Annotated in this window: 11 protein-coding genes and 2 pseudogenes; 9 read left to right on the plus strand and 4 right to left on the minus strand. The window is 38.0% G+C overall.

The window, feature by feature from the left end; genetic code table 11:
• The first annotated feature begins 112 nt into the window (after positions 1-112).
• A complete protein-coding gene (locus UP17_RS03655; protein ID WP_061461709.1) occupies positions 113-4,777 on the plus strand; it encodes a hypothetical protein in 4,665 nt (1,554 codons plus the stop codon).
• 112 nt (positions 4,778-4,889) lie between these two features.
• On the opposite strand, the gene UP17_RS03660 is transcribed toward UP17_RS03655, so the two are convergent.
• Positions 4,890-5,819, minus strand: coding sequence for a glycine-rich domain-containing protein (locus UP17_RS03660; protein ID WP_061461710.1), 930 nt, complete (start codon positions 5,817-5,819; stop codon positions 4,890-4,892).
• A gap of 208 nt (positions 5,820-6,027) precedes the next feature.
• On the opposite strand from UP17_RS03660, the pseudogene UP17_RS26015 reads away from it, so the two are divergent.
• A pseudogene (locus UP17_RS26015) lies at positions 6,028-6,147 on the plus strand (excisionase family DNA-binding protein); the annotation flags it as partial.
• 307 nt (positions 6,148-6,454) lie between these two features.
• A complete protein-coding gene (locus tag UP17_RS03665) occupies positions 6,455-7,333 on the plus strand; it encodes a type IIL restriction-modification enzyme MmeI (protein ID WP_349817599.1) in 879 nt (292 codons plus the stop codon).
• 142 nt (positions 7,334-7,475) lie between these two features.
• Here the strand turns inward: UP17_RS03665 and UP17_RS03670 are convergent, their stop codons facing one another.
• Complete coding sequence (locus UP17_RS03670) at positions 7,476-8,864, minus strand: cytochrome P450 (RefSeq protein ID WP_061461712.1); 1,389 nt, start codon at positions 8,862-8,864, stop codon at positions 7,476-7,478.
• A 95-nt stretch (positions 8,865-8,959) separates the two neighbouring features.
• Between UP17_RS03670 and UP17_RS29430 the strand changes: the two are divergent.
• The 6 genes and pseudogenes from UP17_RS29430 to UP17_RS03695 all read left to right on the plus strand — a co-directional run.
• Positions 8,960-9,085, plus strand: a pseudogene (locus tag UP17_RS29430) (IS3 family transposase); the annotation flags it as partial.
• 398 nt (positions 9,086-9,483) lie between these two features.
• On the plus strand, positions 9,484-9,717 hold the full coding sequence (locus UP17_RS03675) for an excisionase family DNA-binding protein (protein WP_061461713.1): 234 nt from the start codon (positions 9,484-9,486) through the stop codon (positions 9,715-9,717).
• A gap of 577 nt (positions 9,718-10,294) precedes the next feature.
• Positions 10,295-11,314 carry an AI-2E family transporter gene (locus UP17_RS03680; RefSeq protein WP_061461714.1) on the plus strand — a complete coding sequence of 340 codons (1,020 nt, stop codon included), beginning with the start codon at positions 10,295-10,297 and terminating at the stop codon, positions 11,312-11,314.
• Positions 11,315-11,660: 346 nt separating this feature from the next.
• The gene (locus UP17_RS03685; protein ID WP_061461715.1) at positions 11,661-12,482 is read left to right on the plus strand and encodes a basic amino acid ABC transporter substrate-binding protein; all 822 of its coding nucleotides are present in this window, start codon (positions 11,661-11,663) and stop codon (positions 12,480-12,482) included.
• Positions 12,483-12,570: 88 nt separating this feature from the next.
• Complete coding sequence (locus tag UP17_RS03690; protein ID WP_061461716.1) at positions 12,571-13,227, plus strand: amino acid ABC transporter permease; 657 nt, start codon at positions 12,571-12,573, stop codon at positions 13,225-13,227.
• On the plus strand, positions 13,224-13,946 hold the full coding sequence (locus UP17_RS03695) for an amino acid ABC transporter ATP-binding protein (RefSeq protein ID WP_061461717.1): 723 nt from the start codon (positions 13,224-13,226) through the stop codon (positions 13,944-13,946). Before UP17_RS03690 ends, UP17_RS03695 begins: the two co-directional genes overlap by 4 nt.
• A 62-nt stretch (positions 13,947-14,008) precedes the next feature.
• Here the strand turns inward: UP17_RS03695 and UP17_RS03700 are convergent, their stop codons facing one another.
• Positions 14,009-14,380: a hypothetical protein gene (locus UP17_RS03700; RefSeq protein WP_061461718.1), complete on the minus strand. Its 372-nt coding sequence runs from the start codon at positions 14,378-14,380 to the stop codon at positions 14,009-14,011.
• Between the two features lie 150 nt (positions 14,381-14,530).
• Positions 14,531-15,415, minus strand: coding sequence for a cidABC operon transcriptional activator CidR (cidR, locus tag UP17_RS03705; RefSeq protein WP_061465961.1), 885 nt, complete (start codon positions 15,413-15,415; stop codon positions 14,531-14,533).
• Positions 15,416-15,491 lie beyond the last annotated feature (76 nt).

Genomic DNA, 15,491 nt, shown 5'->3' on the forward strand with positions numbered 1-15,491 from the left:
TTTATCAGGGGATCATCCTTAATATTTAAAAAATGGAAAAACTTTGTTATTATCAAAAAGAGAATATACATAAGATGATATAAGGCCTAATAGAAGGAAGGGGAATCTGGGGATGAATGATTCTTCAAACGAAGAAATGATATTAGAAACAAGGAAGCGCATTTTCCAAGAAGAGCTGGAAGTTTTATGGGAAAGGCGGCTCATCCCTAAATCAGAATATATCCGGATTAGCAAGGCCTACGAAAGGCATTTCCAATTAGCCCTCTATAAACAAAAGTGCTTAGAGCATGAAAAAAGGAAATCCATTCAAGGACCTGAGACGATTATCGGTGAAAGTCCCGAGAAGAAGGTTCAAGATAGCCAGATTGAAGAAGCTTCATTGGAATTACTGGAATCTGGTGGATTGAAAGAATCGATATTGAAAGATGAGAAGACAGGATATGAACCTAATGAATCAGTTTTGGAGGATAGTCCTGAACCTATCAAGGGAATCCCTGAAAGGATACCGGTTATTCAACAGCAGGCAATCAAGCGGGAGAAACCAGCAAAACCAGCAAAACCGAAGAAAACACCTGAGCAGATCAGGGAGCGGAATATCTCTGTTATCCTGCTCACGGGGGTCATATTGCTTCTGTTCGGCGGGGTGATTTTGGCAACCTCTTCATGGGGAGATTTGAATGCGGTCCTGAAGGTTTTATTCATTGGAATGGTATCCGGCATTTTTGCGGGAATGGCCTTCATCGCTTCAAAGCTGAAAATTAAACAGACCGCTTTTGCATTCCTGACGCTAGCGGGTTTATTTATTCCGATTACGATTTTATCAGCTTCATATTATCGGATTTTTGGAGAGTACCTTTCACTTAATGGTGGGGGGCGGGGGCTTCTGGGGTTTCTTGGAGGATTACTCTGCTTAGCCATTTATTTTAAGATCGCTAACTACTTTAAGTCGAAAATATTCATATTCATTTCCATATTCACGTTCGGCATTACCTGCTATTTCGGTTTGGCTTTTGTGACGCCGACTATCGAGTGGATGTTTTTGACGATTGGCATTCTTAACTTAATACTTTTATGGAATATTGAACAATTGAAAAGTCAAAAAGCCTTAAAGATATTCAAACCATTCATTTTTCAATTCATCCAGTTTAAGATCATCGTGGAAGCCTTTGCGATCTTGACGTTATTTTCAAGTAACTTTGTGTATTCGCTAACGTTGATGGTCTTTTCTGTTTTGTTTTTAGTTTTTTCCGTTAAATTCCAAAAGAAACATTATGAAATGGCTTTTAGTGCCGTTTTCACTTATGGATATATCCATTTTGTTTTTAATTCATTTTTAAGTGAGTACGTGGTCATTGCTTTTGCACTTGTACCAATCATTTTTACAGCTCTTTCAAAATATCTGGCCAAATTCAAAATGAATAAGCTTTCCAAGAATTTCATGTTTACCAGTTTGATTGAGAGCGGGATTGTCTTCCTATATATAAACGCAATGGTGTACCAGGAAAACTATGCGCAAATATTCATCGCGCTCATGATAGTATCCGCACAGCTTGTCTATGTTTCCCTTCAATCGAGAAATTCAAGCTTCACGTACCCGGCGGTTGTTGTTTTCAACTTAGCGTTCGTATATCTTTTCTTTGCCTTGCCAGTCTCTTTTTCTACCGTTTTAAATCTGATTTTTATCCTTCAGGTCATTCAATACCTTGGATTATATTTATATAACCACCCAAGGTACAGCCTGTTTAAGAGGAGTATCTTACTTATCTCCCCAATGATCATGTTAATGATACTGACCAGTAAATTCAGCGAGATGGATTGGCTTGCAGTTAGCGCCGCCCTCGCCATGATCTCTGGACTTTTCTTCATCACATATATAAAAGACGATACAAAGCATATGAAGGAAAACGCCATTTACGGATTTCCAATCACTTTCGTTCTGGCTTTGGTTGCTTTCTATCCATATTTGTTGGAAAGTTTAGAGTGGGCCCGTTTAAATATCCCGATCAGTCTCTATTTAATGGGGGTTTCCCTGATTTCCATCGGTGGGGCTTACACATTAAAAAAGGGATATCATAAATTCTTTCCTGTTTTTGCATATAGTGGTCAGATTCTTTCCTTCCTTTCATTTTTATGGATTCCATTCAATTCAATGAATCCTTTAGAGGCAAGCGGAGTGATTGCCGTAGCTGCTGCAATAAATGGTTGGTCCGTCCATATACATCGGAAGCACATATTCTGGGTGCCTGTCGTGATTTCAAGTGCCGGCCTATATGCTTCGCTCTACGATGTTTTTGATTTTGGTTCAATGGTGTTGAAGATTGCGTTCGTGCTGACCGGCCCTGTTATCTTTTTCCTTTTAGGGGAATGGCTTGGGAAATATTCGAAAAATGGGAAACAGTACTTCATTTACGCAAGTCACCTTGCCAATATACTGGCGATTCCTGTTGGATATTTGCTCATTGTCAATACGGAAAGTTCACCGTTCCTATATACTGCACAGCTGTTGATCTATATTTTGAGTGTCTGGCGGGCACATGTGAAATGGGAAAAATACGTTTTTACGTACCTAGGGTTTGCAGTTCTTTTCCTACAGGTCCACTTATTTTTGGCAAACATGGGGCAAATGGTATTCATTACATCAATATGCTTGATGATAACAACAGGAATCATAACCATTCTGTGGGCGGTTTCCAATAAGAATTGGAAAGGCATCATGGAGTATTACCTTATTCCATTCATTCATTTAGGCATAAGCATATCCATATTGGAAACGGCAATCCGGGATTTTCCGCTTGACTGGGAATTGGTCTGGGTCGGGGTGATGACAGTACAGTTCTTGTTTACCTGGTATCTGCTCATGAAAAGGAATTGGCGGAACTATGTAGTGGTTCTTCTAAGCCTGGCGTTCATTTTCTACAATATGTATGTAAATACATTACCCCTGATTATGACGATTATCGTATTATTTTTATGCACGGCTGTGATGGTGTTTGCCAGCAGTCGCCATTTCAAAGGATTGGTCAACAAAGAGGAATCGAAGAGATCCATTGATTATTATAGGATTTATGGCTTGTTATATCTGTGTACTCTAAATCTGGAAGTGTTTACGAGTGATACAGGTACTGCGATTTTGGGGATTTTTGTTTCCCTGCTGTTGCCTAGCTACTTCATCCTGATGAGAAGGCTCACGATCTATAAGGATGAAAGAAGCATTTACTCAGGGATAGCGGCCATCATCGGAATTTTTCCGTTTATCATTATCAAAGACTATGCACATACACTCCCAATCTTCACAAGTTTGGCTGTTCTTATTGGCTGTATGGCAGGAATGTTGTTGTTGAGCAGGCTGTATTCCAGCGGGTTACTTAAGAAAAATGGATCAGGCATCACCAGCTTTGATCCCTTCAGAATCTATGGTTTATTCTTTTTGATCGATTTGAATGTAGAGGTTTTTAATAAAACTGATCAACTGTTACTCAAAGTCTTTGTTTCGCTCTTGTTAACCGCTTATTTCATTTTCCTGAGAAGCTTCACAAAGGAAAAGCAAGAACGGAAAATCTATTCCAATATTGCTGCTATAGTCAGTCTGTATCCTTTCCTAATCATCGTCATCTATGCCGAGAGCCTCTCGGTTGTAATGGGATTGATGGTCCTTTTCAGCTGTATGTTAGGAATGCTGTTTTTAAGCCGACGTTACTTCACTGGATTAATCAAAAGGGAAGAAACAGGTATAACCATCGATGCATACAGAGTATATGGCCTGCTATTTTTACTTGCCATGAATAGGGGAGTTGCAGTAACTGAAACACCAAGCCAGTTACTCCAGGTTTTTGCATCACTCTTGATCACGGTTTACTTCATCCTGATTGGCAGTTTCACAAAGGATGTAAAAGAAAAGGGCATCTATGTTTGGCTGACGGGAATTCTCAGTTTGTATCCGTATTGGACCATCATCATGTATGCGGACACATTACGGCCTTTCGTTGAAACGACAATCCTTTTTGGGTGTACCGCCATGATGGTACTATTAAGCAGGAAATTCTTTAAAGGCATGCTGAATAAAGGCGGGGCAGGACTTCAATTGGATTTTTACAGAGTCTATGGTCTGCTGTTCCTTCTTGCCATGAACATGGATGTTTTGACTGGGGAACCACAATTCATTCTCGAAATCATCGTGGCACTTCTGATTCCGGCCTATTTCATTTTAATGAGAAGCACGACGACAGGAACGATGGAAAGAAAAATCCAGTTGTCTGCAGCGATATTGTTCAGCCTTTATCCCTATTGGGTCATAACCGATCAATTTACGATACCAGCAGTACTTGAGGTGGAGGTAAATATTCTGCCGCTTTTCATTATCAGCACCATTCTGCTGAGGAAAATCTTTGTTAAAGGAAAAATTACACAATATATTGAGATCGGTATTGTTTTCCTCCTGTTTTCAGTTTTGATCATTGATGCAATGGCGGGCAACACCTTATATGATGCGCTCATTATTGGAACAGTATCATTGGCTGCTATGCTCTTTGGATTCATGATGAAATACAAATCCTATTTCATCGCTGGAACTGGCACCATTTTATTCAATGTCTATATGAATACCAACTCGATGTGGGGCGAGATGCCCTGGTGGCTGTATTTAATCATCGGCGGAGGGCTCCTTATCGGAATTGCATCTCTCTTTGAATGGAAAAAACAAAAAGACAACCGGACATCGAAGGAGGTTCTTGAGAAAAATAAACAAAGGATCAAGAATTGGTTCAATCGTTGGAATTAATTAATCGTATTGTTAAACCACTGTAAGGTTAATGAAGAAGAAGCGCTGAGCGGCGTTACGAATAATAGAGCATCAAAAAAACGCTTGGATTTTCCAAGCGTTTTTTTGATGCTCAAGACGAACAAGAGCTGCATGAAGAACAGCTAGAAGAGGAATCAGAACTGCTGTCATGGGAACTGTTATGATCACCACCATGAACGGCATGACCGGATTCAGAGGAAACCGCAGTCGGTTCTTTCCCAAAAATATCTTTAAATTCACTGTCAAAATCATCGGTGCTGGCATAAGTGAAATAGGCAGGAGCTGCGTAGTCCGTCTGGTTGTAATTTTTCTGCCAATTCAATTCTTTCAAGGGACGATTTTCTTTAAATTGGGAAGTGAAACATTCAAAGGTCCGTTCCGCTTGGGCACTTGTCGGTTTTCGCATATATTTCTCTTTTAACTGCTCCAGTTCCATCGTTTCAAAATCGCGGAGAAACGTTAGCCCTTTATCATGCTTGAAAAACTTGCCCCATTTTTGGATGGAAGGGGAGTCAACCGTAAATAGCTGTATATAGTAAAAGTCAAAAAGAGTGCGTTCTTCAGGTTTGAAAACGGGTTGTGAATGAGGATGGTGCTGAATGGCCCTACCGATGAAAGTCTGGCAAAACTCATTATATTCCTGTCCATAATCCAGCATGATATGCCACAACTCGTCGATGACTGAATTAAACATTTCAACTTTTCCAAACACAGCAGCCATAATCAAGTAGCGTTTCAATTCACGCCATGCCTGATTGACCCTTATCTGTGAATCCCTTGGATGCTTCAGTCGGAATTCAGTATTGACCTTTTCCATATAATCGATATCCAGTGCTTTGTTAAGCTTTTCTATCAATGCTTCTGAAACGATTTCCGTTGCATGCAGATCTAAAGTTTCCGCATGGTATTTACGGAATTCATTTGGATAGCGTTCCAATTTTGCCGGCTCACTTTGCCTTTTCATGAAATTGACCAGGAAAACAGCAAAAATTGCCGCGAGAATGACATAAAAGAAGGTCATTTTGTTCACTCCTCTTAATCTATGGATATATTACTTTAACATTATCTTACATGTTATTGGAAGGGATTGTAAGCCATTACTGTGATTTTTAACCCTGAAACGGGTTGCGTCCTTTTTTTGGTATGGAAGGGCTATTTAATTGCAAAGATCAAGCACTTCAAATAATGCCTCCAATCTAGTATAGTTAGTAAGGAAAAGGGGTGAAGGCATGTACTTGACAGTAAAAGAGACTGCGGAATATTTATCGATGCCGGAATCTTATATAGAAAGTTTGATCGTTCAAAATAAAATTCGCACCGTTCATGACGGTGAGCAGGTATATAATAACATTTAGACAAAACTATGTTATTCCCTTTAAAAACCTTTAAACACATTGATGTGTCTGGGTTTTTAAGGGGGTATTTTTTTATCTAATATTTTGAAAATTGAGACAGAATATAAACTTTATGCTATTCTTAATAGGGGAATATACGTTTGTATTTTGGGCAGGGGGTAGAAAATGGATAGCAAAATAACCAACAATAATACAAATAAAGTAATCGAGGTATTATAAAGCTGCACAATATATGCAAGATACATTTGTTAGGACAACATTTGTATCCACAAATAGTATAGTTCAAGGTGAATAAACACCTATTTTATGGAAAAAAATCATTGGAGAATATGGCATAGTGATAGATTTTGCTTACCGGTCTTTTGTCTGGACCAATGAGGCAAAAGGAAAGGCTGCTGTCCATTGTGTAATAATAGGTTTTTCAAAAGGTACCCTCAAGAAAAAGAAAATTTTTGACGGTGACGAAGTAATACTTACCCAAAATATCAATCCTTATCTAGTAGATGCTCCTACTGTGTTTATTGAAAGCAGGAAAAATCCTCTCGTGAATGTTGCTAAAATAAATTATGGAAGTATGCCCATAGATAATGGATTTTTGATACTATCGAATGATGAAAAAAAACAGTGTGTAGATGAGAATCCCGACACAGAAATCTTATTAAAAAGATATGTTGGCGGTGACGAACTAATAAATAATAAAATTCGTTGGTGTTTATGGCTCAAAGATACTCCAGACCCCAGATTAATTCGGAAATCAAGATTTATTATGGACCGGATTAGAAACACAAAACAATTTAGAGAAACCAGTAAAAGAATAGCTACTAATAAATTAGCTGATTATCCTATGCTATTCGGTGAAATAAGACAGCCTGACAGTCAATATATAGCTATCCCAAAAGTATCATCCGAAAGAAGACGTTACATCCCTATATCAATTGTTGAACCTAACGTAATTGCAAATGGGAGTTTACTAATTATTTCTGAAGCCAATTTGTATAATTTCGGCATATTAACATCAAATGTACACATGGCCTGGATGAGGACGACTTGTGGTCGTATGAAAAGCGATTATCAATATTCTGCCAGTGCTGCCAACAGAAACATGAAAAGACCGCAATGCTTTCTTGAAGAAGAACATTGCAGCCTTTTGTTTCTTTGTTTCAGAGGTGAAAATAAATAGTGAGTTCTTAGAAATCTATAACGTGATATTATGACTCCTACGAAAAATCTGCTAAAAATGGTCACTGAAAGAATAGGGTCTTCTAAAATGGCCAACACACCCAAATACTCCAAAGCCAAATGGCTGCCATAAATCCATATTACTAATCATCAATTAAGGGTTCACGAAAAGACTCTTTTCTATCTTCGACTATCATGCGCAATCCACGCTTTGGTCTGAGTGTAATAGACGGAAGTGGTTTTACTTCATGATGGTCCGGCGCAAGCTTTATCCGATATCGTTGAGCAATGCACGCTAAAACAAGCACAGCTTCCATCATTGCGAAATGATTACCGATACAAACTCTCGCCCCTCCGCCAAATGGAAAGTAAGCGAACGGAGGTAGAGTTTTCACAAAGTTGTTTTCAAATCGCTCAGGATTAAAAGACTCTGGATTATCAAAATACTCTGGCTTGTGGTGCATCACATACTGACTTAACAAGAGCATATCGCCTTTTTTAAAATGATATCCTCCTATTACCACATCCTCCTCCACTTTCCGTGATACTATATAGCCAGGCGGGTATATGCGCATTGATTCATTGATAATATTTTGTGTGTACGTTAATTTCATATAATCGCCAGGAGTAGGGTTACGATTGCCGATTACGCTATCTATTTCATTGAAAAGTTTAGTTTCCACTTCAGGGTGTTGTGAAAGCAAGTATAAGGTCCAGGAAAGCACGTTTGCAGTTGTTTCGTGACCGGCAAGGAAAATGGTCATTAGCTCATCACGTACCTGCTGGTTTGTCATAGCTAAGCCATCCTCATCATCTCGAGCATCCATTAGAATCCCAAGCATGTCCTCATGTCTCTCTGCATCTGCCCTACGTTTTTCAATAAAGTTATAAATCACTGTATCAAGTCTTTGTATCGAATTTTTAAATTCACGGTTATTTTTAGTCGGAACCCATAGTGGCAATTGAAGAAGTGTTCTCATCCTTTTAACAGCAATTCTCATAGATGCTTCTATAGGTTCCCCGAGCTCGTCATATCCTTCTTTGAGGTTCATACTGAACATGGTCTTGCTGATGATACCGAGAGCAAGGCTCATCATATCCTCCGTAATAATCCGTTCTTCCCTGTTTTTCCAATCGGAAATATAGTTCATTGTTATATCAATCATATCCTGTGCATAATTGCTAATATGAGACTTTTTGAAAGAAGGTTGAATAAGCCTTCTTTGGCGCATGTGAATTTCTTTTTCACTTGTAAGAAGGCCTTCTCCAAGTAACGGTTTTAAAGCATGGAAGTCCTTAGATTTCAAGAAGGATTTTTGTTTTGTTACAAGTACCTGCTTAATTAAATCTGGATTTGAAATGAAGTAAACATTTTGGAAAGGTCCAAAACGAATTTTAGCAACATCTCCATATTCTTTTGCTAAGTGGGTAAGAAAGCCAAGTGTATCTGAAATAAACTCCTTTGAATGGCCAGTAATTAGTCTTCCTTTTGGGCCCTTGGGAGAATCATGTGAAAAATCTGTGTCACTCAATGGTTTGTTCCTCCATTTCGATATAATTACTTGTAATCATTCTATGAGGAGAGTATAAATTGGTTTGGACAGGTTGTTAAAAAGAAGACTAACATTACCAAACAGCTAAATTAGCGATATTCCAATTTATTGAAGGTTGGTATAACCGAAAAAGAATTCACAGCAGCTTAGGATATAAAACTCCACAAGCCATTGAAGACCAAATTAGAAATGCAGCTTAAGATTTTTAAAAATTTCCTTTTGAAAAATGTTATCCTTATCCTTAGTAGCTGCTCCAAAAAATTTTTTATTGGATTTGAGAACTAAGTTTGATTGTTTATAAAAGACTGATCATTAGTAATATGTTTCTGGCAAAGATTGGCGATTCGATCAGGAGCTGTCTCGTGATGAACGGGTAGAGAGAGGCTACATCTAATAGGTAATTACATACCTGAGACAAAATAAGTCTGTACGTAATTAATCACCGACATTGTAGTCGCAAGTCTCATTTTGCAACAAAAAATGTTTAGTCTTAGTGAATCGTATTGAAGGAGTTTTACTGGCATATAAACATTTTTATGTAGTTGCTATTGAGCAAAAGAAAGATGTCTATGTTAGCTATGAAGGAGTGACGAATTAATTGTATATAACAGTAGAGGAAACGGCTGATTACTTATCGGTGTCTGTACCATATGTGGAGAAATTAATTTTACAAGGGAAAATAAGAGTTTTGCATGACGGTGAGGGTGAAGTATTGGTCTACAAGGAACAGTTCAAGACCCATTTTGAACAGCTTGAGAAATATAAAAAGTTAGTGGAGGAGTTGGAGAATGAACCAATTCCAGAAGATAAAGATATTAAAGATGAAGACTAATAAAGGCTAATACCTACGTTTAATAACCTTAATGTCAGATCTTCAGCTCGTTACAGGGATAGAAAATTATATTTATATAAATTAAAATTACATTGAGAATACAAAGGGGAAACTGGATAAAAACAATTCAGATTATGATAATATAGTTTTATCTAAATGTTATTATATATTTGCCCGTATATTATTAGGGTTTTGTCTTTCTTTTAGTTTTATACCAATTAAAAATACAGTGATATCAAAGATTAATTAGTTTTATCTCATAGTAATATGCATCTTGAACAGATGGAGAAGTATAAGAAGCAATTAGCGGATTATTATAACGAGCCCATCCCCGAAGATATCGATGTGAAGGATGAGGATTAGCATCTGCCCATTCGGCAGATGTTTTTTCATGCATGAATGGCAGTGGAATTAAGGAACCGGATGTTCTAAAAAGGTCTTATCTAACGTCCGCAAAATGGGGCTTACTGATGATTCAAATAATTTTGTTGTCAATGTAAGGTATTTGTAGTAGAATCCTTCAATTCCGTGTAAAATAGGAATTATCACAGCAGAATGGTAGTTAGGAGATAGGTAAGTGGTAAAAGAGTATTTGCAAAGCGAAGGTTTTTCAAGGTTAATTACATTAATTGTGTTAGTCCTCTTTTTAATAAGCATCGGAAGTATGGTTAATATCGTGTTATTCACATTTGTTTTCACTTTCTTGATGGGAAGGCTGGAGCAATTTATCATGATTCGGCTAAATAAAGTGATGCATATCAACTCTAAGGTTGTTATTAGCTTTTTATATGCAGTCGTTATTTCTTGTTTAGCCATCGTTCTTTATAAATATCTACCGGTCATAACGTTGCAATTTACGGAATTAGTTACACAGATCGTTTTCTTCTTTCAACATCCTCCCGATAGTCGGGTCATTCAATACGCCATTAGTTTAATGAACGAGAACGGATCGCCGCTCGATCTTCAAAAACAGATGAATACGCTTTATCTTTATGTATCTGATTTCGGCAAACTGGCATTACAGATTTTCCTTTCTATACTGCTTAGTCTATTTTTCTTATTGGAAAAAGATAAAATCATTCGTTTTACTTCTAAATTTAAGCGGGGTAAATTCAAATCCTTCTTTATAAATCTTGGTCACTTTGGAGTTAAATTCATCAATTCTTTCGGAAAGGTAATTGAGGTCCAGTTCTTAATAGCCATTACGAATGCAGTCCTTTCAGTATTTTTCTTATGGATTCTTGGATTTCCACAGTTGATCGGTCTAGGAATTATGATTTTCTTCCTAGGGTTGATTCCGGTTGCAGGAGTTATTATCTCCTTAGTTCCACTTAGCATGATTGCCTACAGTATCGGCGGTATGCCAAAAGTGATTGCTGTGTTTATCATGATTGTTGTGATCCATTCACTTGAAAGCTATATTTTAAATCCGAAATTCATGTCGGCAAAAACAAATCTTCCAACATTTTTCACCTTTATCATCCTATTGTTTTCTGAGCATTTCCTTGGGATATGGGGATTGATCATCGGGATCCCGATCTTCATCTTCCTGTTGGATATGTTAGATATTGAAGAGGGGACTAAGGAAGTCCCCTGAAAATCATTTAAGCAGCGGCCACGCTAATTTGGCCGCTGCTTATTTTTGTTCGATTAAACCTTTTGAAAATTTGCACTATTTGTTTCTAATATAATAACCATTAATTGGAATGTAGGTGATGAAAGTCTGTGTGTTTACCCATTAAAGCATAATTACGTTTCTAATTTACTGAGTTAATTGATTAAAAATTTATTTTACTAAAGTTATTTGTCCGACTTTTTATTGCATAAAAAAACAAATAAACGTATAATATTCTTGAAGGAATAAACTGAATCTTCTATAAAGTTAGATTTATCTGTTTTTTTTAAAAAAAATAGAGTTTACGAGAGAGAAGAGGGGATTATTTTTGAAAAAGGTTTCTTTTTTAGTTTTTGCCATGGTAATTTCTTTGTTATTAGTCATGACAGGATGCGGGAAGGATAAGGAAGTCTCGACAACCAGTAAAGAAGAAGAGTCCAGTGGAAAAACACTCAGGATCGTGACGGACGCCAATTATGCTCCATTTGAATTTCTTGAAGGTGATAAGATTGTAGGATTCGATGTTGATTTCATCAATGCTGTCGCTAAAGAAGCGGGTTATGAAGTTAAATTGGAAACCGTTGGTTGGGATCCGATTTTTGTTGAAATTGAATCTAAGAGAGCGGATGTCGCAATTTCTGCGATTACAGTGAATGACGAAAGAAAACAATCTTATGATTTTTCGGTTCCGTACTTTTTATCCACAAACAAGATTCTCGTTCCAGAGAAAAGTGATATAAAATCAGGAAATGAATTGAAAGGAAAGGTCATTGCCGTTCAGACTGGTACAACCGGACAGGAAGCGGTAGAGAAACTCCTTGGAAAAAATCACAAGGACATCAAGAAATTCGAAAATAATAACCTGGCCATTCAGGAATTACTAAAAGGGGGAGCTTCGGCTGTCGTAGCTGATAATACGGTTGTTGAAGAATATGTGAAAAATAACCCGGATCAAAAACTGAAAGTCGTTGAAGATAGCAATAGTTTCAATAAGGAATTCTATGGTCTTATGTTCCCAAAAGGCAGTGAATTGAAATCGGAGTTCGATAAAGCAGTGAATGCCATTTATGAAAATGGTAAATACGCAGAAATTTATAAAGAGTGGTTTGGTACTGATCCAGATATCGAAACATTGAAAGCACAACAATAAAAACAAGTGGATAGTAGAAGATTGCGAAGATTGCGTAACTTTACGTGTGAAGTTACGCAGTTTTTTTGGTCTTTAGGAGGGGAACGGAATGAGTTTTCGCTGGGATATTATTTTTGAATATGCTCCTTTCTTATTAAAAGGAACATTACTTACTATAGGGCTGTCGGTTTCCTCCATCCTCATCGGAACCTTTTTGGGGTTATTGATCGGTTTAGGGAAAATCATGAGAAACAAAGTGCTTGCCTTTCCATTTTACTGTTATGTCACGGTTTTTCGCGGAACACCGCTATTAGTTCAAATCTTTTTAATCCATTTTGGCATTGTGCCCTTTTTTACCGGGGAAACGAATGCAGTAACTGCTGGGGTCATTGCTTTATCTTTAAATGCAGCCGCATATATTGCGGAAATTTTCCGTGCGGGCATTCAATCCATCGATAAAGGGCAAATGGAAGGGGCACGTTCATTGGGAATGACCCATACCCAAACAATGATTCATGTTGTATTACCTCAAGCTTTTAAACGAATGATCCCTCCGTTGGGAAATGAATTCATCGTATTATTGAAGGATTCATCCCTGCTTTGTGTCATTGCAGCACCAGAATTAATGTATTGGGGGAAAGCGATGGGGAGTCAGTATTTTAAAGTTTGGGAGCCATATTTGGCATGTGCCTTCATTTATTTATTCCTGACCCTCATTTTAAGTTTCGTATTAAATAGACTCGAAAGAAGGTTGAAAACAGAATGATCAAGGTCGAGAATCTAAAGAAGTCATTTGGGGAAAATGAAGTATTGAAAAATATCAATGCAATCATTGCACCTCAGGAAGTAGTGGTGGTAATTGGGCCTTCTGGATCGGGTAAATCCACTTTCCTCAGGTGTATCAATCAACTTGAAACGATAACGGGAGGCCAGATTTTCATCGAGGGACTTGATACGACAGACAAGAAGGTCAATATCAATAAAGTTCGAACGGAAGTTGGCATGGTATTTCAGCATTTTAACTTATTCCCTCATAAGACTGTTCTTGAGAATATTTTGCTCGCGCCTTTAAAGGTCCGCAAGATTTCCAAAGAACAGGCTTCCCAAAGGGGCATTGAACTGCTTAAGAAAGTGGGGCTTGCCGAGAAAGCAAACGCATACCCGGATTCATTATCGGGGGGACAAAAGCAACGTGTGGCAATCGCCAGGGCGTTGGCGATGGAACCCAAAATCATGTTATTCGATGAGCCGACTTCCGCTCTTGATCCGGAAATGGTCGGTGAAGTCCTTGAGGTCATGAAGCAACTGGCAAAGGAGGGCATGACCATGGTGGTAGTGACCCATGAGATGGGGTTCGCAAAAGAAGTTGGCGATCGCGTGATTTTCATGGATGAAGGTTATATTATCGAAGAAAATATCCCCAGTGAGATTTTTGATAATCCCCAGCAGGGAAGAACCAGAGCCTTTTTGAGTAAAGTGCTATAATTAAGCTTTTAAGAAAAAAACCTTCCGTTAATGGAGGTTTTTTTTAGGAACATATCAGGGCTTCATTTGATGCATGAAGCGCCTAAAAGCGATTCAGGGCTTTTACCGAGCACAAGCATACTGATTTTGGCATATCCAATATTTTTATATTGGGAGAAGGTCTGATGTAATACCTGAAAACTCGGATCATCCTTTAACTTTTGAACTTCCTCTATATATAATCTAATAACGGAGGGCATAACGAATTCAGGGGTACATTCGTTAGGGGTTACATCCATGATTAATGTCCCCATAAATTGATATTTAAATTGAAACGCCCGTGTTAAGGCAACGACATGGAGCAGTTTATTAAATAGTTCGGGGTGTGTACTCTTAATTTTCTCCAGAGTTGCTTCTGCTGCATGTAACTCATCGACATTAGATAAAGTGATCATGAATATCTCCTTTCCGAAACTATGGAATCCATCGGCATTTAACGTGCTTACCAAGTTTAACCCCGCCCTTACGTATTGTAAAATGGTTAGATGTTATCATGTGCATAACCAAAATCTATGATAGTGCTTACATCGATCATGCCTTTTAATTCACTCTTTATGTGACAACGCTTCCTTCGTATATTTCAGCCATTCTTTTGCAGCGCATGAAAGGTAATGGTCCTTACTCCAAATGAATCCCAAATTCCAACTAATGGAGGGGTTTTTAACCTTGATGGACTTTACGCGTTCATCATTACGACATAAACTTTCAGGCAATAAAGAAACGCCAAGTCTACAGTAAACCATTTCCTCAATAAAATCCCAGCGTGAGCTTTCCGTGACGATATGTGGAGAGAAACCGGCCTCATTACAGGATGAAATGACGAGATCACGAAGGACGTAATCTTTATTGAATAAGATGAAAGACTCGTTTTCCAGGTCGGCCAAATCGATTTCTTCCCGACAAGCATATTGATGGGAGGGATGAACAATCAAGTTGATGTCTTCTTCTAAAAAAGCAAAATGATGAAAAAGTGCGGTGTTGGTTGGCAGGACTATTACGCCTATATCAATTAAGTCATTTTGGACTGATTCTTCAATTTTCTTTGAACCATCCTCTACTAATTGAAAGGTAATATTGGGATAGTCCTCATGGAAACGGCTAAGAATTCGGGGGAAGAAAGAGGCGTCGATGATCGGCGGCAAACCGATGCGTATATGCCCCTTTTTTAAACCTAATAAATTGTCCATTTCCGTTTCTAAATTGTGAAAGGCCTTATCAATCAATTTTGCCTGCTCTAAGACGACCCTGCCAGCATCGGTCAAGATCATTTGCTTACGGGAACGATCAAAAAGTTCAACGCCTAGCTCGGTTTCCAGGTTTTTAATCATCTTGCTTATAGTCGGCTGGGTAATGAATAAATGATCGGCAGCCCGTGTAAAGCTATTGAAATTGGTTACCTCTATAAAGTATTGCAAATGTTTAATATCCATTGCTTCACCTGTTATCCTCATTAAAATTTCTTTCATTTTACCTATAAACGGAAGTGTTTGTAAAACATGATAAGTA

This window comes from Peribacillus simplex (genome assembly GCF_001578185.1).
Classification (GTDB): Bacteria; Bacillota; Bacilli; order Bacillales; family DSM-1321; genus Peribacillus; species Peribacillus simplex_A.

Bases quoted from the DNA above. Each gene is read 5' to 3' on its own strand.
- UP17_RS03655 (WP_061461709.1), top strand. From the start codon at position 113: ATGAATGATTCTTCAAACGAAGAAATGATATTAGAAACAAGGAAGCGC.
- UP17_RS03660 (WP_061461710.1), bottom strand. From the start codon at position 5,819: ATGACCTTCTTTTATGTCATTCTCGCGGCAATTTTTGCTGTTTTCCTG.
- UP17_RS03690 (WP_061461716.1), top strand. From the start codon at position 12,571: ATGAGTTTTCGCTGGGATATTATTTTTGAATATGCTCCTTTCTTATTA.
- UP17_RS03695 (WP_061461717.1), top strand. From the start codon at position 13,224: ATGATCAAGGTCGAGAATCTAAAGAAGTCATTTGGGGAAAATGAAGTA.
- UP17_RS03700 (WP_061461718.1), bottom strand. From the start codon at position 14,380: ATGATCACTTTATCTAATGTCGATGAGTTACATGCAGCAGAAGCAACT.
- cidR (WP_061465961.1), bottom strand. From the start codon at position 15,415: ATGGATATTAAACATTTGCAATACTTTATAGAGGTAACCAATTTCAAT.